Annotated in this window: 15 protein-coding genes and 1 other RNA gene; 3 read left to right on the top strand and 13 right to left on the bottom strand. The window is 72.4% G+C overall.

The genetic code is table 11. The features are described 5' to 3' along the window. Positions 1 to 316: 316 nt before the first annotated feature. From ACIA77_RS08360 to ACIA77_RS08385, 6 genes are all read right to left on the bottom strand, one after another. Positions 317 to 844, bottom strand: a complete 528-nt coding sequence (locus tag ACIA77_RS08360; protein ID WP_395885623.1) for a uridine kinase — start codon at positions 842 to 844, stop codon at positions 317 to 319. After that, positions 841 to 1278: a DUF2304 domain-containing protein gene (locus ACIA77_RS08365; RefSeq protein ID WP_395885125.1), complete on the bottom strand. Its 438-nt coding sequence runs from the start codon at positions 1276 to 1278 to the stop codon at positions 841 to 843. Before ACIA77_RS08365 ends, ACIA77_RS08360 begins: the two co-directional genes overlap by 4 nt. A 10-nt stretch (positions 1279 to 1288) precedes the next feature. Continuing rightward, positions 1289 to 1993 carry a glycosyltransferase family 2 protein gene (locus ACIA77_RS08370; RefSeq protein WP_395885624.1) on the bottom strand — a complete coding sequence of 235 codons (705 nt, stop codon included), beginning with the start codon at positions 1991 to 1993 and terminating at the stop codon, positions 1289 to 1291. Between the two features lie 60 nt (positions 1994 to 2053). Then, positions 2054 to 4021 carry a DUF6541 family protein gene (locus ACIA77_RS08375; protein WP_395885126.1) on the bottom strand — a complete coding sequence of 656 codons (1968 nt, stop codon included), beginning with the start codon at positions 4019 to 4021 and terminating at the stop codon, positions 2054 to 2056. 72 nt (positions 4022 to 4093) lie between these two features. After that, on the bottom strand, positions 4094 to 5389 hold the full coding sequence (locus tag ACIA77_RS08380) for a hypothetical protein (protein WP_395885127.1): 1296 nt from the start codon (positions 5387 to 5389) through the stop codon (positions 4094 to 4096). Further along, a complete protein-coding gene (locus ACIA77_RS08385; protein ID WP_395885128.1) occupies positions 5386 to 6411 on the bottom strand; it encodes a glycosyltransferase family 2 protein in 1026 nt (341 codons plus the stop codon). The genes ACIA77_RS08380 and ACIA77_RS08385 overlap by 4 nt, the downstream gene beginning before the upstream one ends. A gap of 71 nt (positions 6412 to 6482) precedes the next feature. On the opposite strand from ACIA77_RS08385, the gene ACIA77_RS08390 reads away from it, so the two are divergent. Next, positions 6483 to 7592, top strand: a complete 1110-nt coding sequence (locus ACIA77_RS08390) for a UDP-N-acetylglucosamine 2-epimerase (protein WP_395885129.1) — start codon at positions 6483 to 6485, stop codon at positions 7590 to 7592. A 395-nt stretch (positions 7593 to 7987) separates the two neighbouring features. On the opposite strand, the gene recR is transcribed toward ACIA77_RS08390, so the two are convergent. Both recR and ACIA77_RS08400 read right to left on the bottom strand, forming a co-directional pair. Further along, positions 7988 to 8584, bottom strand: a complete 597-nt coding sequence (gene recR / locus ACIA77_RS08395) for a recombination mediator RecR (protein WP_204092779.1) — start codon at positions 8582 to 8584, stop codon at positions 7988 to 7990. A 3-nt stretch (positions 8585 to 8587) separates the two neighbouring features. Beyond that, positions 8588 to 8941, bottom strand: a complete 354-nt coding sequence (locus ACIA77_RS08400; RefSeq protein WP_395885130.1) for a YbaB/EbfC family nucleoid-associated protein — start codon at positions 8939 to 8941, stop codon at positions 8588 to 8590. 96 nt (positions 8942 to 9037) lie between these two features. Here ACIA77_RS08400 and ACIA77_RS08405 point away from each other — a divergent pair, with 96 nt between their 5' ends. Next, complete coding sequence (locus tag ACIA77_RS08405) at positions 9038 to 9874, top strand: N-acetylmuramoyl-L-alanine amidase (protein ID WP_395885131.1); 837 nt, start codon at positions 9038 to 9040, stop codon at positions 9872 to 9874. 876 nt (positions 9875 to 10750) lie between these two features. Here ACIA77_RS08405 and ACIA77_RS08410 read toward each other — a convergent pair. Beyond that, positions 10751 to 13009 (bottom strand): DNA polymerase III subunit gamma and tau, encoded by a 2259-nt coding sequence (locus tag ACIA77_RS08410; RefSeq protein ID WP_395885132.1) that lies wholly within the window; start codon positions 13007 to 13009, stop codon positions 10751 to 10753. A gap of 45 nt (positions 13010 to 13054) precedes the next feature. After that, positions 13055 to 14644 (bottom strand): ALF repeat-containing protein, encoded by a 1590-nt coding sequence (locus ACIA77_RS08415; RefSeq protein WP_395885133.1) that lies wholly within the window; start codon positions 14642 to 14644, stop codon positions 13055 to 13057. 122 nt (positions 14645 to 14766) lie between these two features. Between ACIA77_RS08415 and ACIA77_RS08420 the strand changes: the two genes are divergently transcribed. Beyond that, the gene (locus ACIA77_RS08420) at positions 14767 to 15633 is read left to right on the top strand and encodes a spermidine synthase (protein ID WP_395885134.1); all 867 of its coding nucleotides are present in this window, start codon (positions 14767 to 14769) and stop codon (positions 15631 to 15633) included. A gap of 15 nt (positions 15634 to 15648) precedes the next feature. On the opposite strand, the gene ffs is transcribed toward ACIA77_RS08420, so the two are convergent. The 3 genes from ffs to ACIA77_RS08435 form a co-directional block, all read right to left on the bottom strand. Further along, an RNA gene (ffs, locus tag ACIA77_RS08425) (signal recognition particle sRNA small type) lies at positions 15649 to 15743 on the bottom strand. A 28-nt stretch (positions 15744 to 15771) separates the two neighbouring features. Beyond that, positions 15772 to 16200: a roadblock/LC7 domain-containing protein gene (locus ACIA77_RS08430; protein WP_395885135.1), complete on the bottom strand. Its 429-nt coding sequence runs from the start codon at positions 16198 to 16200 to the stop codon at positions 15772 to 15774. After that, entirely contained in the window at positions 16197 to 18752 is a 2556-nt protein-coding gene (locus tag ACIA77_RS08435) for a nitrate- and nitrite sensing domain-containing protein (protein WP_395885136.1), read from the bottom strand. Before ACIA77_RS08435 ends, ACIA77_RS08430 begins: the two co-directional genes overlap by 4 nt. Between the last annotated feature and the right edge of the window lie 193 nt (positions 18753 to 18945).

The raw sequence follows: 18945 nt of genomic DNA on the forward strand, positions 1-18945 counted from the left end.
GCACTTAAGCACGTGAGGTTACGATCGCACTACGTAAGGGCCAAACTCACCGCAATGTGTTGAGAAATGTGCACTGAACGTGACGAATTTTGTCGCTTTGGTACGGAGAGTGGCACTATCGCCACTCCAATGGCCTAGTCCTGAAGGTGGTTTTCGGGTCGTACCGGACGCCGGGTGACGATCACGACAGCCCGATTTGCCCAGGTTCTCGAAGTCGGGTGAGCGCGGTCCAGTCCATTCCGCGGATCCGGTGAAACCGCTTTCGAGCAGCAGTTCCACCGAGGTGGGAGACCGAACCGGGAAGTGGGTCTTTCCCTTACGGCAAGCGCGTTTGCGCTGCTTCGCGGGTCTCGTCGACGGCGAACCAGCCGCGCTCGAAGGCCTGCCAGCGGCGGAGCTCTTCGCGCGCCGCTTCACCGTCGCGGGCGACGGCGCGCTCGAGGCGTTCGGCCTCCGTGCCGCCGTCGAGCCAGCACAGGTGCGACAACCGCGACCGGATCGAGCGGCGGCCGCTGGAGACGCCTTCCAGCACCAGAACGTCCGGCACGGGCAGGCGCACCACTTCGCCGGGCCGCGGTGCCCCGGAGGTCCAGTCCACCTTCCGGTACTCCCCGGAGCGCCCGTGCGCCAACGGCTCCAGCACCCCGCGCTCCAGCTGCGGCCACCACGCGACAGGACACTCCCACGTGGCGAACGCGTCCGTGCTCACCAGGGCCGTGCGCGCGCCGAGCTCGGCGACCACCCGGGCGGCGAAGGTCGACTTGCCGGCCCCGGAGGGCCCGTCGACCGCGAGAACGCGAACGCCGCCCAGCCGAGGCGGGGCGGCGAGCAGCGCGGAGATCAGCGAACGCGTGCGGGACTCACTTCGGGCAGGCCCTCGACGTCGTCCGGCGCACCGATCTTGGCCTCGAGCGCCGCGATGCGGGCCTCGAGTTCCGTCTTGCTGTCTTCGAGCTCGCAGCGCAACAGCGCCGTCTCCTCGACAGCGGTCCGGACCTCTTCCTCCAGGTGCCCGACCTCGGTGGACAGGTGCAGCGCGACCAGTGCCAGCACGACACCGGCCAGGAGGAACACGAAGTTGGACGGCGTCTGCACGCCCGTGATCTTCGCCAGGAACTCCGCGGCCTGGGGGATCACCGCGAGCACCACGACACCGACGGCGACGACGAGCCACACGCCCGCGTACTTCTCGCGCAGCTTCCGCCGTCGCATCATCTCGACGACGACGAACAGCACGAGGCACGCGACGACGATGCTGAGTACGCGCCAGCCGGCCATGAAATCCCCTTTACGCTGCGTCGGACGAGTCGAGGGACGGACGGCGCCGGACGAGCGCCAGCAGCAGCGCGAGCCCGGCCCGGGAGAGGTAGACCGCCGATTTCACCGGCGAATGGCTGGGTGTGCCGCCCGCGCGTTCGCGCATCACGACCGGCACCTCGGCGATGGTGAGCTTCGCCCGGATCGCCATCACGAGCGATTCGACGGTGTCGCCCAGGTACTCGGCCGGGTAGTAGTTGGCGAACATCGCGATCGCGCGCGGCCCCATGGCCTTGAAGCCCGACGTGACGTCGGTGAGCTTGCGCCCGGCCAGGCGCGAGAAGACCAGCGAGAGCGCGACCATCGCGTACTTGCGCGGGCCGACGGCCCGGTAGGCCCCCTTGCCCGCGAACCGGGAGCCGATCGCGATGTCGGCGCCCTCGTCGATGGCGGCGAGCAGCGCGCCGACCTCTTCGGGGTCGTGCTGCCCGTCGGCGTCCACTTGCACCACGACGTCGTAGCGGCGCGCGGCGGCGTAGCGGAAGCCGGTGCGCATCGCGCCGCCGACCCCGAGGTTCACGGCGAGGCGCGCGACTTCGGCGCCCGCGGCGCGGGCCAGCTGGGCCGTGGCGTCCACCGATCCGTCGTCGACGACCAGCACGTCCATGCCCGGGAGCGAGGACTTGACCTGGGTGATGACGGAGCCGACGCTGGCCTGCTCGTTGAGGGCGGGCATCACGATCAGAACGCGTCGAGTGCTCACGGGCGTGGTGGACACGGAGATCACCTTAACTTCTCACTGACCGTGAGGGTCGGCGGACCCGGGTGACGCGCCGGCGGCGATGACGCCCTGCTGGCCTTCGATCTGGTAGATGGTGGCGCCGTCGTTGTGGAACACCTCGTGGAAGTCCGGACCGGCGACGATGTCGGCGACGCCCACCGACTCCTCGGCGGTGGGCGTCGCTTTGCCCTTGCCGACGATGACGTAGCGCACGTGCAGGTCGGTGAGGTCCTTGCGCACCTGCGGGTACTTTTCGATGTCGTCCAGCCACACCGACAGGTACCCGGCTTCGGTGTTCGGTTCGGCGCCGTAGAAAGTCCACTCCACCGGGGTGACCCCGGCCAGTGCGTACATCCACACGGAACCATCGGCCTTGTCGTTCATCACGCGCTCACCGGGCGCGGTGTGCTGGGCGAGCCACTGGTAGGCGGCTTCTTCGGCCTTGGACACGGTGGGCCCGTCGCTGTAGTTGATCTCCAGGCGCGCGGTGTTGCGCCCGATGTAGCCACCGCGGCTCAGACCACCCACCACGACCGCCACCAGGACCGCGCCGAGCAGGGCGAGCGTGGCCGGCTGCAGCTTCACGCGGGTGCCGAGCTTGCGGGCGAACCAGCTCCCGAAGGTGTGGACGAACTCGCCGAACGCGACGCTGCCGGCCAGCGGCACGAGCGCCGCGATGCGCCAGTGGTCGTTGTAGAAGATGCCCGTGAGCGTGTGGATCAGCGGCGTTTCGAGGGAGACGGTGGCCGCGAACAGCCCGCCGAACACGATGTACGCGCCGACCATCCACATCATCCGGCGGTGGCGCACCATGAAGAAGATGCCGATGATGGCCGGGATGCCGATCCACCACTGCGGGAAATCGGCCATCGGCGAGAAGGTGATGGTCTCGCCCAGACCACCGGTGACCGTGGCCTCCGAGGCCCAAGTGGCGCTCGTCACGCCGCCCGCGTTGTACAGGGACGGCAGCACGAGCGGCACACCCAGCACCGCGGCGAGCACGACGGTCGCGATGAGCGAGGGCGCCGAGCGCCGCCACTCGATCTTCTCCCAGCGCAGCAGCACCGCGACGAGGATCAGGATGAAGTAGACGGCGATCACGAACACGATGCTCGTGTGCAGGCCCGTCAGCCCCGCCACGCCGACGCCGATCGCGACGGGACCGGCGATGCCGCGCGGCCGAAGCAGCAGCTTCGCGATCGCGAGCATCGCGGGGATCATCGCGACGCCCGCCACGTACGGCCACAGCGGACCGCGCCACAGCGAGTCGTACGGGAAGGCGGTGAACCACGTGGTGACGGCCGCCGCGGCGGCGACGCCCAGCGCGGGCATGTTCCAGGCGCGGCACATCGCGGCGACGCCGAGCGGCACGCTGAGGATCACGGCGAGCACCGCGAGGTTCAGCGTCGGCATCATCGTGAGGCCGCCCTTGCCGAACACGAGGGCGAGCAGCGCGTGGTAGGTGTCGGGGTAGAAGTAGTTCGCCTGGTTCGGCAGGTTGGCGATGGTGCCCACAGTGGACGGCCGCGCGTCGCCGTGCTCGGCGATCCAGCGCACCAGGTTCCCGTGGAACGGCGCGTCCCAGCCCTGCTGCACCCGGTCGATGCCGTTGGTGCCCCGGAAGAACACCGCGGTGCCGACGGCCATGCCGACGGCGACGCCGAGGCCCATCAGCACGTGGTCGCGGAGGGAGTAGACCCGTTCCGGGGCCTGGGGCTCGCGGTCCGGGTGCCGGCGGGCGGTCCAGCGGCGCACGGCGAACCCGAGCGCGAAGCCGACGATCGCGAGCAGCACCGTCCACAGTGCCACGTCGAGCAGGTTCCAGCGGATCCCGAGGTCACCGAGGACCGGCACGCCGAGCGCGACGACGCCGAACGTCAGCAGCGGGCCGGCCGCGGCCAGCGTCCAGCCACGCAGGCCGATCGCGGCGCCGAAGACCAGTCCGGGCACCCAGAAGGCGAGCAAGATCAGTACTACGTTCATCGGATTCGCTGTCCAACCCTTACCGGCACTTCACACCGACTTCGCCATCGGCCCGAGACGCCTGCACGATACTCAGACGTCCGAACCGGCCCGCACGTTGCCCGGACGACGCAGAACGAACGCGGCGGCGACCACGAGCCCGACCGTCGGCCCGGCGGCCAGTCCGACCACCGCGCGCAAGATCGTGTCACCCGGCAGCAACAGGAGCACCAACGCCGTCGAAACAGCGACCACGGCCCAGGTGACGAGCACCTTGTTCGCCTGCGTGCGCGCGACGAGCACCGCCGTCATGAGCTGCAGCGCGGTCAGCAGTACCGCGCCCCAGACCATGCCGGCCACCCACCAGCCCTGCGCCACGAAGGCGGCGCCGTAGAGCAGCTTCACGAGCCACGGCCCGATCAGCCACCCGACCACGAAGCCGACGGCGGCGACGACGAGCGTGCCGAGCGTGCCGAGGGCCAGCAGCCGGCGAAGGCGGTGCATGCCCGCCGCGGAACCCGAGAGCCGCACCACGGTCGGCACGGCCAGCGCCTGCAGCGGCGAGAGGAGCAGCAGCGGCACCCGCGAGACCGTGAGCGTGTTGAACAGCACGCCGACCTGGGCCGGGTCGCCGCCGGGCGCGAGCAGGCTGACCATCGCCGGGTACCCCGTGATCACGCTCGCGGTGAGGCCCGCGCCGATCAGGAGCAGCACGATCCGCGCCGTGATGGGCCGCCACGCCTCACCCTCGACGTGCGGGTCGACCAGACCGCTGACCGGCCGCACGAACAGCAGCCAGGCGAACGAGCCCACCGCGGCGGCGATCGCGAACGACACGACCCCGGTGAGGCCGGCGAGGAACACTCCGAGGAGCACGAGCACGCGGACGGCGGCCTCGGCGAGCACCAGCCATGAGTACTCGCCGATCCGCTGCGCGCCGACCAGCAGGCCGCGGGCCGAGAACTGGCAGGCGAACGACAGCGCGCCGAGCAGCACGATGAAGCCGAGCTCGGTGCGGCCGTCGTAGAGCCGGTCGGTGAGCACCGGAACGACGAGCGTCAGCGCGGCGATGACCGCGACGATCACGGCGCCGACGGTGAGCGCGCGCAGCGCCGCCTTACCGGGTTTGGCGCCCGCCAGCCGGGCGACCGCCGATTGCCGGGAGAGCTCCTGCTCCAGGGGCGACAGCGCGCTGCCGAGCCCCATCAGGATGCCCCAGAACGACAGGAAGACCTTGCTGTTGACCGGGCCCAGCCAGCGACCGACCAGCAGGGTCAGCACATAGCCGAGGGCGATGGCGACCAGCAGGGAGATGCCGATCTTCCCCGCCGACTTGCCGGTCTCCTTCGCGAGCTCGCGCTGGTCCTCGTCGGTCACCGGCGTGCTCATCGGGCGGACCGGCCGAGGCGGGTGCGCAGCGCCAGGACCAGGCCGCGCACGGCGCCCGCGCCGAAGCCGGCGCCGAAGACCGGGGCGAGCAGCGCCACGGCGCGCGCTTCGGACTTCGTGGCGCCGAAGCGGGTCACCGCGGCGCCCGCGGCGGCGGAACCGGCGGCGGCCAGCGCGGCGGCCGTCTTGGGGCGGCGCGCGGCCAGCCCCAGGCCGAGGACGCCGACGGCGAGCGCGGCGAACAGGCCGTTGCGGGCCGGGCCGGGGGAAGCGAGGTAGGAGTCCACGAAAGTGGTACCGCGGAAGTACGACTGGGCGGCGAACTTCTTGAAGGAGTCGCGCCCGTGGTAGGTCGCCGACAGCTGCGGGGCGAGGAAGATGCGGTGGCGCTCGGCGATCCAGCGCAGCACGCCCGTGTCGTCGCTCGCGAGGCGGGAATCGTCGAACAGCGATTCGAATGCGGCGCTCGCGTTCTCCAGAACTTCACGCGGCGCGGAAAAGAATCCGGTGCCCTTGGGGAACACGTCGAATTCCTCGATGCCGAACGACATCAGTCTCGGATTCGCGCAGTAGCGCCGCCACGGAATCTTCACCATGCCGGCGAGGAAGCCCGCGTACGGATTGTGGGCGGACTCGACGTTGATGTGCCCGTTCCAGACCGTGCGCTCCGGGTGCGCCACGAGCTGGTCGCGCAAGAAGGCGAGCGAGGTCTCGTCCACGATCACGCGGCTGTCGACCAGCAAGACCTGCTGCCCGGACGCCTTGGCCAGCCCCGCGCGCCGGGCTTCGAACCGGCCGCTGTTGGGCTGGACCAGCACGGTGATGCCGTGGCGCCGCTGGAGTGCGGCCAGCTTCTCGGGGGTCGCGTCGGTGCTGCCGTCGTCGACCACGACGATCTCCACCGGCCACCCCGCGGCGCCCGCGGCCGTGACCAGTGCGCCGACGCTGCGTTCGATCCAGTCCTGCTCGTTGTAGACGGGAATCACGACGCTGAGCGAGGGGAGGAGCGGGTTCGCACTCACGGGGCGAGGCTACCCTGTGCCGCCCGGCCGGACGTGCCCAGTATCCTTCGGGCACCGCAAACCGACCAGAAATGGGCCTCACGGTGATTTCCTTCATTCTCGGCACCACCGCGGAACTGATCAAGATCGCGCCGGTCTACCACGGGATCGCCGAACGCGGCATGAGGCCGAAGATCTGGTTCACCGCGCAGCACGTGGACGAGGTCGCCGACGTGCTGGCAGACCTGAACCTGCCCGAGCCCGACGTGTGGCTCGTCCCGGAGGACAAGGCCCACAACCTGGAGTCGCCGGCGCAGGTGCCGGGCTGGGCCGCGCAGGTGCTGCGCACCGCGTGGAGCCGCCGCGCCGAACTGCGCGCCGCGCTGACCGAGGACGGGCGTCCCCCGCTCGTGCTGGTGCACGGCGACACGTTCACCACGCCGTACGGTTCGCTGATCGGCAAGCGCATCCTGAAGTCGCGCGTCGGGCACGTGGAGGCGGGCGCGCGGTCGGGCAGCATCCTGTCGCCGCTGCCGGAGGAGCTGAACCGCAAGATCGCGGCGAAGATCGTCGACATCCACTTCGCGCCGAGCGCGCGCGAGGTGAACAACCTGCGCCACGCGCGCGGCGTCGTCGTCGACACCGAGGCGAACACGGCCATCGACGCGATGCGCCTGGCGATCGGCCAGCCGCTGGACGTGCCGAACCTGCCGGAGCGCTTCGGGCTCGCCACGCTGCACCGCTTCGAACTGGTGTCGCGGGCGGACAAGTACCGCGAGGCGCTGGAGATCCTGCGCGAGCAGAGCCGCACGATGCCGATCCTGTACATGGCCGGCGCGCCCGAGCGCGAGAAGATCCGGTCACTGGGCCTGGACAACCTGTTCGACGACAAGTTCATCGCCCAGCCGAAGATGCGTTACCTGAAGTTCCTGCCGCTGGTCGCGCGCGCCGAGTACGTCGTCACCGACTCGGGCGGCCTGTCCGCCGAGTGCTACTACCTCGGCCTGCCCTGCGCGGTCCACCGCGAGCGCACGGAAACCCCCCAGCACCTCGGCGAAACCGTCGTCCTCACCGAAATGCGCGGCGACAAGCTGCAGAACTTCCTGGACACGTACCAGAACCGCCGCGGCGAGTCCTGGATGGACAAGTACCACCCGTCCGACATCATCGTGGACACGTTGGCGCAGCTGGGTTACTGCTGACCGCACGCCGAAACGGCCCCGTCACCCGGGTTCGGGTGGCGGGGCCGTTGTCGTTTTCAGGGCCGTTGTCGTTTTCAGGGCCGTTGTAGTTCGGGCCGTGGTGGGTCAGAGGGCGCGGCGGCCCGAGAGGGCGAGGTGCGCCGGCGAGTAGCTGCGGTGTGGCAGGCCGCCTTGGCGGAGCCCCACCGGAAATTCCCGGAAACCGGACCCAGCAGCCCCGCCACAGTGGGCCAGCGGCGCTGTCACCGCCGGGGTGGTTGGCGGACAGGGCTCGTGCGCCAACGTGGTGAGCCGTGCTGGGTAAACGTGACCAGCCGTCTTGGCGTGGCGCCACCGCGGGACCCACGACGGCCCCGCCACCGTCGGTCGGGCGGCGGGGCCGTTGTCGTTGTGGGTCAGAGGGCGCGGCGGCCCGAGAGGGCGCGGCCCAGCGTCAGTTCGTCCGCGAACTCCAGGTCGCCGCCCATGGGCAGGCCCGAGGCGAGGCGGGTGACGGTGAGGCCGGGGAAGTCGCGCAGCATGCGGACCAGGTAGGTGGCCGTGGCTTCGCCCTCGGTGTTGGGGTCGGTGGCGATGATGATCTCGCGCACGTCGGCCTCGCCGATGCGCTTGAGCAGCTCACGCATGCGCAGCTGCTCCGGCCCGATGCCCGACAGCGGGTCGAGCGCGCCGCCCAGGACGTGGTAGCGGCCTTTGAACTCGCGGGTGCGCTCGACGGCCAGGACGTCCTTCGGCTCCTCGACCACGCAGATCACCGTGAGGTCGCGGCGCTCGTCCCGGCAGATGCGGCAGGTCTGCTGCTCGGAGACGTTGCCGCAGATCTCGCAGAACTGCACGCCTTCCTTGACCTTGCCGAGCACGTCCTGCAGGCGCCCGATGTCCGCGGGATCCGTTGCCAGCAGGTGGAAAGCGATGCGCTGCGCGCTCTTCGGCCCGACCCCGGGCAGCCGCCCGAGTTCGTCGATCAGGTCCTGGACCACACCCTCGTACAAGGGTCAGCCGCCGAACCCGAGGCTGCCGAGGTCCGGCATCCCGCCGCCGAGGCCGCCGGCCAGGGGGCCGAGCTTCTGCTCGGTGAGCTTCTGCGCGTTCGCGCTCGCGTCGCGCACCGCGGCGACCACGAGATCGGCCAGCGTCTCGACGTCGTCGGGGTCGACCACCTTCGGGTCGATGACGAGGCTCTTCAGCTGGCTGTCGCCGGACACGGTCGCCGTGACCATGCCGCCGCCCGCCGTGCCCGTGACCTCCGTGCTCGCGAGCTCTTCCTGCGCCTGGACGAGCTTCTGCTGCATCTGCTGCGCCTGCTGCATGATCTGCGACAGGTCGAAGCCGCCGCCGGGTTGCACCATGATCGCTCTCGATCCTTCCGCCACTGGGTGTTCCTCCCCAGCGTAGCCGCGTTGTCCGGTTGCCTGCTCAGGCGCCACGCGCTTCGCTGTGGCACGGTGGTCGCCGTGCGCGCGAACCCCCTCCCGCTGCTGGCCGGCGTCCTGCTGCTCACGGCGTGCTCGGCCGGCGGGACACCGGCGGCCGCTCCGGCCCCGCCGTCGTCCACCGCCCCGGCCACGTCGTCACCGGTGCCGGCTCCGCCGCCGGTGCCTTCGACGTCCGCGTCGTCCGTCGCTCCCGCCGCGACCGGCAAGGTCGTGGTCCTGGACCCGGGCCACAACGGCGGCAACGCGGCGCACCCGGCCGAGATCAACCGCAAGGTCCCGGCCGGCCGCGGCGAGACGAAGCCGTGCAACACCACCGGCACGGCCACCAACGCCGGTTACGCCGAGCACACGTTCACCTTCACGGTGGCCCAGGAGGTCGGAACCGCGCTGGCCGCCAAGGGGATCAAGGTCGTCTACACGCGCACGAACGACACCGGCGTGGGCCCCTGCGTCGACCGCCGCGCCGAAATCGGCAACGACGCCCACGCCGACGCGGTCGTGTCCATCCACGCCGACGGCGCCACGTCCGCGGGCGCGCACGGCTTCCACGTCGCCTACTCGTCGCCGCCCCTGAACGCCGCCCAGGGTGCCCCGTCCACGCAACTCGCCCACGCCCTCCGCGACGGCCTCCGCTCCGCCGGCTTCACCACGTCGACCTACATCGGCAGCGCGGGCCTCTCACCGCGCTCCGACCTGGCCGGCCTGAACCTCTCGACCCGCCCCACCGTCCTCGTCGAGTGCGGCAACATGCGCAACTCGGCCGAAGCGGCGCTGATGACGTCCGCCGCGGGCCGCGCGAAGTACGCGGCCGCCATCGCGGAGGCGATCGAGACCTACCTCGGCTGACGCGTCTGTCCGGCCGAGGGGCCGGGAACCATTCACGCACAAGCCTGACCCGGCCGGTAACTCGTTCCCACGACGGGAAAAGGATGCCGGTCGGCCGATGCGGCGGGCAGATGTCCGGGCATCGAACGGCCCGAGACCGGGTTTCGATCGGCACCCCGGAACCGCGACACGACTCAGGCGCGGCCGGGTCTGTTCGCCGCGCGAACGGGCCATTCGTGCGGCGATCTGCCCTGCCGACACGGGCCTGGGTTCGGGCATCGGGACGTCAACGATGCCCGGGCGCGGACAGCGGCGCGGCGGGATGTCGCCCGGGTCGGCCTGGCGGCGAGGCGAGCCCGGTGGCAGCGGCAGATCACCACAGCGGGGCCTTCGCAGGTGAAGCAGCCCGGCGAGCGGGCACCCGCAGCGCAGCGGCGAGGACGGGACGCCGTCCTGGTCGGCCCGGCGGCGACGGCGCGGCGAGCCCGGTGGCGACGGCAGATCACCCCAGCGGGGCCCTCGCGGGTGAAGTCGTCCGGCGGGTGGGCGCCCGAGGTGCGGCGGCGAGGGCAGGACGCCGCTCTGGTCGGCCCCGCCGCGACGGCGCGACGCACTGGGCGGCGGGCAAGGTGGCGGGGCTGATCACCGTACTGGGCCCTCGCGGCGTGAAGTAGCCCGGCGAGCGGGCGCCCGCGACGCACAGGGCGGTGGGCCCGGTAGCGGCGGCAGATCACCACAGCGGGGCCTTCGCGAGGTGAAGTCGTCCGGCGGGTGGGCGCCCGCGGCGCGGCGGCGAGGGCAGGACGCCGTCCTGGCCGGCCCCGCCGCGACGGCGCGGCGCACGGGGCGGCGGGCCCGGTGGCGGCGACCCGTCATCGTCCCGGCGGCGGCGCGGGGTCAGTCGAGCGGGCGGGCGCCCAGGTGGTCGGAGATGAGCTTGCGGGCGATCTCGTCCGGGTCTTCCTCCGGGGCGGGCGGAGGGGGCGGCGGGACCGGGCTCGAGTCCTCCGAGTAGATGTCGTCGTCCTCGTCGGTGGGTTCCGGCGGGAGCGGGATGTCCGGCTCGGACGTGGTGACCTTGGGGCGCGCGGGCGGCTCCGGCGCGCGCGGGGGCTCTGGGGCGGCCGGCTGCGGGGCCGCGGCGGGCGGCTGCTGGGCCGGGGCCGCGGACGGGCGCGTGAAGGACCGCTCGGGCGCGGGCGCGGCTTGCTGGCGCTGCGGAGCCGAGCGGGCCGGGGCCGCGGCGGCGCCGGTGCCGTGCACGCAGCGGACCTGCCACTCGCCCCCGAGCACGTCGGTGAGGGCGCCGGCGATCTTGCGGGCGTTGTCCTGGTCGGAGAGGCGCCGGGCGAGGGGCTCGGACTTGTGTGTGAGCGTCACGTGCGAGCCGTCGACCTCGGCGACGGTCGCCTGCGTGAGCATGGCTTCGAGGCTGCGGCCGCCGGTGAACTTGCGCAACGCGGTGAGCAGCTGGGGCCAGACGTTGCGGATCCCGGCTGCGTCGATGCCACCGACCGCGGCTGCCGGCTCCGGGGACTGTTCGGGCTGGGCCGCGCCACCGGAAGGCTCGCCACCGCCCGGGGTCCGCGGGGTGCTCCAGCCGTCGTCGGCCGGCGTCTGGGCCGCCGGTGCGGGCCGGCTCGCCGGTTGTCCTTGCGGGGCACCGGACTGGCTCGCGGCCGGCGCCTGACCGGCCGGCACGCCGGCCTGACGGGCGGCCGGCGCAGCAGCCTCAGTCGTCGGCGGCGCGGCGGCCGCCTGAGCCCGAACCGGCGCCTGGTCCCGAACCGGCGCCTGCTCCCGAGTCAGCGCCTGGTCCCGAACCGGCGCTTGGTCCCGAGCAGGCGCCTGCTCCCGAACCGGCGCCTGCTCCCGAACCGGCGAAGCAGCAGCAGCCGGTTCCGGCACGGCAGCCCGCTGCGAAGGTCGCTGGAACTCCCGCTCCGCCGCCGGACGCACCGGCGGTTCGACCCCCGCCTCGCCCCCGCCGCCGGTCACCACGGCGCGGCGTTCGAGACGTTCGATCCTTGCCAGCAAAGCCTTTTCGGCCTCCGTGACCGACGGCAGCAGCATCCGCGCGCACAGCAGCTCGAGCACGAGCCGGGGCGAGGTGGCGCCGCGCATCTCCAGGAGTCCGTTGTGGACGATGTCCGCGTAGCGCGACAGCGTGGCCAGCCCGATGCGCTCGGCCTGCGCGACCATGCGCGCCAGCTCTTCGGCGGGCGCGGACACCAGGCCGCGTTCGCCGGCTTCGGGCACCGACCGCATCAGCACGAGGTCGCGCAGCCGGTCGAGCAGGTCCGTCGCGAACCGGCGCGGGTCGTGGCCCGCTTCGGCCAGCTTTTCGACCGTGCTGAACACCGTGGCCGAATCCTCGGCCGACAGCGCGTCGACCATGTCGTCGATCAGCGCGACGTCGGTGACGCCCAGCAGCGACACCGCCCGCTGGTACGTGACGCCCTCCGGCCCCGCCCCCGCCAGCAGCTGGTCGAGCACCGACTGCGTGTCGCGGGCGGAGCCGCCGCCCGCGCGGATCACCAGCGGGTAGACGGCGGGCTCGACCTGTGCGCCTTCGGCCGCGACGTTGCGCTCCAGCAGCTCCCGCATCGAGCTCGGCGGGATGAGGCGGAACGGGTAGTGGTGCGTGCGCGAGCGGATGGTGGTGAGCACCTTGTCCGGCTCGGTCGTCGCGAAGATGAAGATCAGGTGCTCGGGCGGCTCTTCCACGATCTTCAGCAGAGCGTTGAAGCCCTGCGTGGTGACCATGTGCGCCTCGTCGATGATGAACACGCGGTAGCGCGATTCGGCGGGCGCGTAGAACGCCTTGTCCCGCAGCTCGCGGGCGTCGTCGACACCACCGTGGCTGGCGGCGTCGAGCTCGGTGACGTCGACGCTGCCGGGGCCCTCGGGCGCCAGCGCGCGGCACGAGTTGCACTTGCCGCACGGGTCCGGCGTGGGCCCTTCGACGCAGTTGAGCGATCGCGCCATGATGCGCGCGCTCGACGTCTTGCCGCAGCCGCGCGGACCGGAGAACAGGTACGCGTGGTTGATGCGGCCCGCTTTGAGCGCGGTCCGCAGCGGTTCGGTCACATGCTCCTGGCCGACGACCTCGGCGAAGGTCGCCGGACGGTACTTGCGGTACAGCGCGAGAGCCACCCCGCGAGACTACCGGCACCGGCCGACAACCTTCGCCGGGCCAGCTCAGCGCACCGCGGCCGCGATCCGCGCCGCGTCCGCGACCAGCGCGTTCACCTTCGTCACGTGGTCAGTGGTGAACGCGTCCCGCTGCTGCGCGCGCGGCAGCTCGCCCACCAGGAACGGCGCGAGACCCGAGTCGGGCCCGTCGAGCACGCCCTGCGCGACGGCGTTGACCTCCGGCCCGCCCGCCGAGATGGCCTGGTCGACCGCGATGCGCTGGTCGATCAGCTTCGCGGCGTACTGCCCGGTCGCCAAGAACTCGCGGATGTCCTCGGGCGTGCCGTCGAGCGCGCGCTGCGCCGCGTCGCGCGTGGCCGGGCCACCGGCGGCCATGATCTGGTCGACCGCGACGCGGTCGTCGGTGTCCTTGCCCGGGTACTGCTCGGTGCGCAGGAACTCCTTGACGTCGGCCCAGGTCCCGGCCAGCGCGTCGGCCGCGGCCTGCTTCAGCGCGGGCTTGCCGTCCCCGTTGGCGATGGCCGTGACGGCGGCGCGGTCGTCGGCCTCCTGCGAGGTGTCCAGCCCGGTGCGGACGAACGCGGTGACGTCCCCATCGGTGCCGCTCAGCGCCGCGCGGGCGGCGGTGCGCACGGCCGTGCCGCCGTTTCGCAGCAGGTACAGCGCGGCCGAGCGGCCGTCGGTCAGCGAGAGGGCGGGGTCGGTGCGCGGCGCCACGGCCTCGGCCAGCTGCCGGTCCTTCTCGGCCAGCAGCCGGGCGGCTTCGTCGGCCTTGGCCTGTGCGTCCGCCTTCGCCTTGGCGTCGGCCGCCGACGCGGCCTGCCCGGCGGTCTGGCCCGCCGCCAGCTGGGTGGTGAGCCGATCGGCGTTGGCCTGGCGGGCGTCGCGCGCGAGCTTCGCCGCCGCGTCCGCCGCCGCCAGCGCCTCGGCCTTGCCCCGGTGCACGAACGCCTGGAGCGCGAGGTCGCGCTGGTGCGTGACGGCCGTGAGTTCGGTGTCCCCCGCCGCGGCGACGCCGCTCCAGACCGACAGGTAGTAACGGACGTCCTCGATCGTGCCGTTCAGCGCCTGCTGCCCCGCGGCCCGCACCTCGGGCCCGCCGGCGGACATGACCTGGGTGGCACGCACGCGGTCGTCGTCGGCCTGCGCCTGGGCGAGGCCGGTCTGCAAGAACTCGTGGACGTCGGCCGGGGTGCCGTCGAGCGCGATCTGCGCGGCCCGCTTCACGCCCGGGCCGCCCGCCGACATGGCCTGGTTGACCAGGAGGTTCTCGTCGATCTCGCGGGCCTTCCGCAGACCGGTGGCCAGGAACGCGCGGATGTCGTCGGGGGTGCCGTCGAGGGCCCGCTGCGCTTCCTGCTTCACCACCGGTCCGCCGGCCGCCATGGCCTGGTCGACCAGCAGCCGCTCGTCCGTTTCCTGCGCGCTCTGCCGTCCGGTGGCCAGGAACTCCCGCAGCTCGCCGGCGGTGCCGAGCAGTGCCTTGCCCGCCGCGGCCGACACCACCGGGCCGCCGGTTTCGTACAGCGAGACGGCCTGGGCGCGGTCGCTCGGCACGTCGGCGCTCGCCGGCACCGCGACGCCCAGGCCGAGCGCGAGCACGGCTCCGGCGACGAGCAGTCTTGTCCCGTTCACAGGGTTCCCCCACTTCGGTAAAGGATCTTCCGAAGAGGTATCGATCGGGGGAAACGACCGTTTCGCGCCTTCGCCGATTCCGCGCAAGTACGCTCGAACGGACCCCTGACGAAAGGACGCCCGTGAGCCGCTCCGCCCGAGGCCGCGACAAGGGCGGGCCGAGGCCCGGGCAGTACCCCGTGCGCTTCGGCACCGCCGAGCTGCTCGCCGACGCCGACCGGCCGAACGCGTGGCTGATCTCCGTCGACGGGGTCGCGCAGTCGTACGTCGACCTCGACGACCCGACCAACCTGGAGTTCGACTACGTCCGGCGGCTGGGCGACGTCGTCGACTCCCTGCCGGCCGGTCCGCTCGACGCGCTGCACGTCGGCGGCGCCGGCTGCACGCTCGCCCGGTACGTCGCGGCGACGCGGCCCGGCTCGCGGCAGCTGGTGTTCGACGCGGACGGCCCGCTGATCGACCTCGTGCGCGAACAGCTCGACCTGCGCAGCGTGCCGCGGCTGAAGGTGCGGATCGAGGGCGGCCGCGAGGGCGTGCGGTCCCGCCGCGACGCGTCGGCGGACCTGGTCGTGCTCGACGCGTTCGAGCGGGCGTCGTTCGCGGGCGGGCTGGCTTCGGTCGAGTTCATCACGGACGTGGCCCGGGTGCTGCGCGGCGGCGGCGTGCTGCTGGCGAACGTGACGGACGGCCGGGGGCTGCCGTTCGTCCGGCGGTTCCTGGCGACGGTGGCGGAGGTCTTCCCCCAGGTCGTGCTGCTGGCCGAACCCGGCGTGCTGCGGGGCCGGCGGTTCGGGAACCTCGTGGTGGCCGCGGCGAAGGTCGAGCTGCCGGTGGACGTGCTGACGCGCAAAGCGGCTTCGGCGGCTTACCCGGCCCGCTGCGTGGCCGGCGCCGACGTGGAGAAGCTCCGCGGCAAGGCCGCGCCGATCCGCGACGGCGAAGAGGTCGCGGTGCCGCAGCCGCCGGAGGACCTGCTCGGGCTCTTCTGAGGACAGCCCGGGAAAAGAAGGGGACCCCGCGCACCCGTCAGAGCCTGCTTATCCTTGCTGCCTTCCGGCCCTGGGGAAGTTCACAGGGTGGACGCCGCGCGGGGTCCGTCGTCGAGTGTACCGGAGGCGGTCCGGCCGCTAGCTGCCGACCACGTTCTTGAGCTCCTCGATGAGGCTCGGGGTCAGCACCTCGGTCGCGCGGTTGGCGAACATGGCCATCTCGTACGCGATCGTGCCCAGGCTCGCCTGCTTGTTCGCCAGCACGCCCAGCGAGCAGCCGATGCTGATGGTGCAGACCAGCAGGTACCCGCGCTCGAGCTCGACGACGACCTTGTCCGGGGCGCCCAGCGGGTGGCTGTCGGCAACTCCCTGGGCGAGGCCGAGCATCGCGGAGGAGATGGCGGCGAGGCGGTCGGCGTTGGCGCGTTCGAGCTCCTGCGACATGGCGATCAGCAGCCCGTCGGACGACACCGCGAGCGCGGCGATCGCGCCGGCGGTGTGGAGCGCGAAGCGGTTGACCAGCCAGTTGAAGTTCTGCGCCTCGGCGCTGACTGCGGGAACCGTCATGCTGAGTTCTCTCCTCTTTGGTCGACACAGGCGACACCAGCACCGGCGATCGCGTCCGCTTTGGCCACGCCGTCGCTGTACGAATCGAAGACTGCCCGTTCCGCGGCCGGATCACGCAAACCGCGCCGGGTGAGTGCCCGGACCGGCATGCGGATCGTCTGCTGGGCGCGCAGCCCGGGCGCCAGCTGGGCGCCGGGAACGCGGCGGACGGGCGCGAACTGCTGCGTCGCGGCGTCCGGTTTCCCCCGGCCCAGCCGCTCGGCCAGCGCCTTGGCGCGGGCGACGACCTGCTCCACCGTCTGCTGCTCCGGCACGGCCTGCGACGGGTCGGCGAACAGTTCGGTGGCCAGGTCGTCACCGTCGAGGCTGCCGCTGAACGACTCCGCGGGCTCGGCCGGCTTGGGCCGAGCCTCCGGCTCAGCCGCTTCCGCAGCCTCTTCCAGTTCGGCCGAGTCCGCCGGCTTCGCGGGATTCGCCGGTTCCGCGGCCGGCCACTCCGGTTCGGGCTCCGGGTCCCTGAACCACGTGAATTCGCCCTCCGCCGTCACGACGAGGGCGGCGATCGCGGGCGCCGGGAGGGGCTCCGGCTGCCGCGCGGAGTCGAACAGGCCCGCGGCTTCCGCGGCGGGCGCGGTCTCGACCGGCGCCGGTTTGGCCGGCGCGTCCGTGCGGCTGAAGAACTCCCGCGGCACCGTGACCCGCGCGGTGACGCCGCCGGTGTCCTCCGTCGTGGTCAGCTCGACGCGCAGCGAGTGCCGCCGGGCGAGCCGGCCGGCGACGAACAGGCCGAGCGCGCTCGTCGGCGCCAGCTCGAGGCGTTCGCGCTCCACCAGGCGCCGGTTCTCCTGCCCGAGCGTTTCCGCCGCCATGCCGATGCCGTGGTCGACGACGCTCACCACGAGGTCGCCGTCGTCGAGGAAGGCCGTCTCGACCTCGACGGTCGTGGTCGGCGCGGAGAACGACGTCGCGTTCTCCAGCAGCTCCGCGAACAGCCGCACGAGATCGGCACCGAGCGACGAAGCGAGCTGCACGTCGGGGATCTCCCCCAGCTGCACGCGCGGGAAGTCCTCGATCTCCGCCAGCGCCGCGCGCACGGCCGTGGTCAGGTGGATCGGGCCGCCGATCGGGTTGTCGTCACGGATGCCGGAGACGACGAGGAGGTTGTCGGCCGTGCGGCGCAGCTGGGCGGACAGGTGGTCGAGCCGGAACAAGCCGGTGAGCGCACCCTCGTCCTGTTCGTGGCGCTCGAGTTCGTCGACGAGCGCGAGCTGGCGGCCGACGAGGTTCTGCGTGCGCTTCGCGACGTTCGCGAACATCAGGCTGGTGTTGCGCCGCGTCAGCATCTGGCGCTCGACCAGCGCGGCGGCAGTGGTCTGGACCCGGTTGAACGCGGTGGCGAGCGCGCCGAGCTCGTCGTCGGACGCGACGTCGATGGTCGCCAGGCGCGGCGTGTGGTCATCGACGGCTTCGGTGTCGCCGACGCGCACGAGCTCGGCGTCGGCGAGGTCGGCGACCGACGTGGCCGCGGACGTCAGGCGGCGCAGCGGGTCGGCGATCGAGCGGCTGACGGCGATCGCCAGGAACGCGACGAGTCCGAAGAGGACGGCCGCGCCGGTCCCCACGAGCCACGCCAGCCGGGCTCCCGCGGCCGCCCGGCCGCCGGCGGCGTCGGTGATCTCGCCGGTCACCCGGTCCTGCACGGTGCGGCGTTCGTCCGCCTGCCGCTGCCCGGCCGCGAGCACGTCGCGCACGAACGCGTCGGCCTGGTCCGGTCCGGGCAGCTGCGTGGCGAGCTGGTCGACGCGGTGCGCGGCGGCGCCGGAGTCGACGTTGACGACGAGCGCGGCCTGGTCGTCCTCGGCCAGCCGCGTGAAGCGGTCGGTGTGGACTTCTGCGCGCTGGGTGGTTTCGGCCAGCAGGCTCTGGCCGGCCGGCTGCGACTGGGCGGCCACGACCAGCGCCGTGACCCGCAGTGACTCCTCCTCGTCCGCGCGCAGCAGCGCTTCGAGCGCGGTGAGCTGGCGGACGCCCTCGGCGTCGTCGGTGCTGCGCGGCACGAGCCGCAGCGCGTCGATCACGGAGCTCACCACCGTGTCGTACGTGCGCGCGACGCGTTCGGCGGAAATGCTGCGGTGCAGGGTGTTCTGCCGCTCGTCGCGCAGCGAGGCGACGCGCGCGAGCGCCGTCGTCAGCTCGTCGGGCGCGGCCGGGCCGAGCTGGGCGCGCACCCGGTCCGCGGTCGCGTCGACGGTCTGCTGCTGGCGGACCAGGTCCGCGTCGGACGAACCCGGCGCCGCGACGAACGCGGCGGCGAGCAGGCCTTCGCGCTGCACCTGGGAGATCAGCCCGCCGACGGCCTGCGTGTTGCGCGCGGCCTGCGCGGTGTCCGCCGCGCCCGAGGCGCTTTCGGCCTGTTTGATCACGAACGGCACGGACACGAGCAGCACCGCGGCGAGCGGCGGCACGAGCAGCAGGTTGAGCTTGCCCCGGATGCCCAGCTTGGCCAGCACCCGCGCACCGGCCCACGAGGGCCGGGTCCTGCCGTGCCGCATCAGCGTCACCTTCCGTTCCAGTCCGCTCACGGCACCGCGGGCGCGCTCTGTACACAAAGGAGCTCACCGAACGGTGGACATCAGGAAGGAGGACAGTGCACGGAACCCAACACGAACAGTGAGACCCGTACCGTTGTGCACGAGGTTGGCCGGACCCTGGCTCTTCCGCGCGAGAGCTTAGCGACTGGCACAA

Origin of the sequence: Amycolatopsis sp. NPDC051903, assembly GCF_044452505.1 — a bacterium.
GTDB lineage: Bacteria > Actinomycetota > Actinomycetes > Mycobacteriales > Pseudonocardiaceae > Amycolatopsis.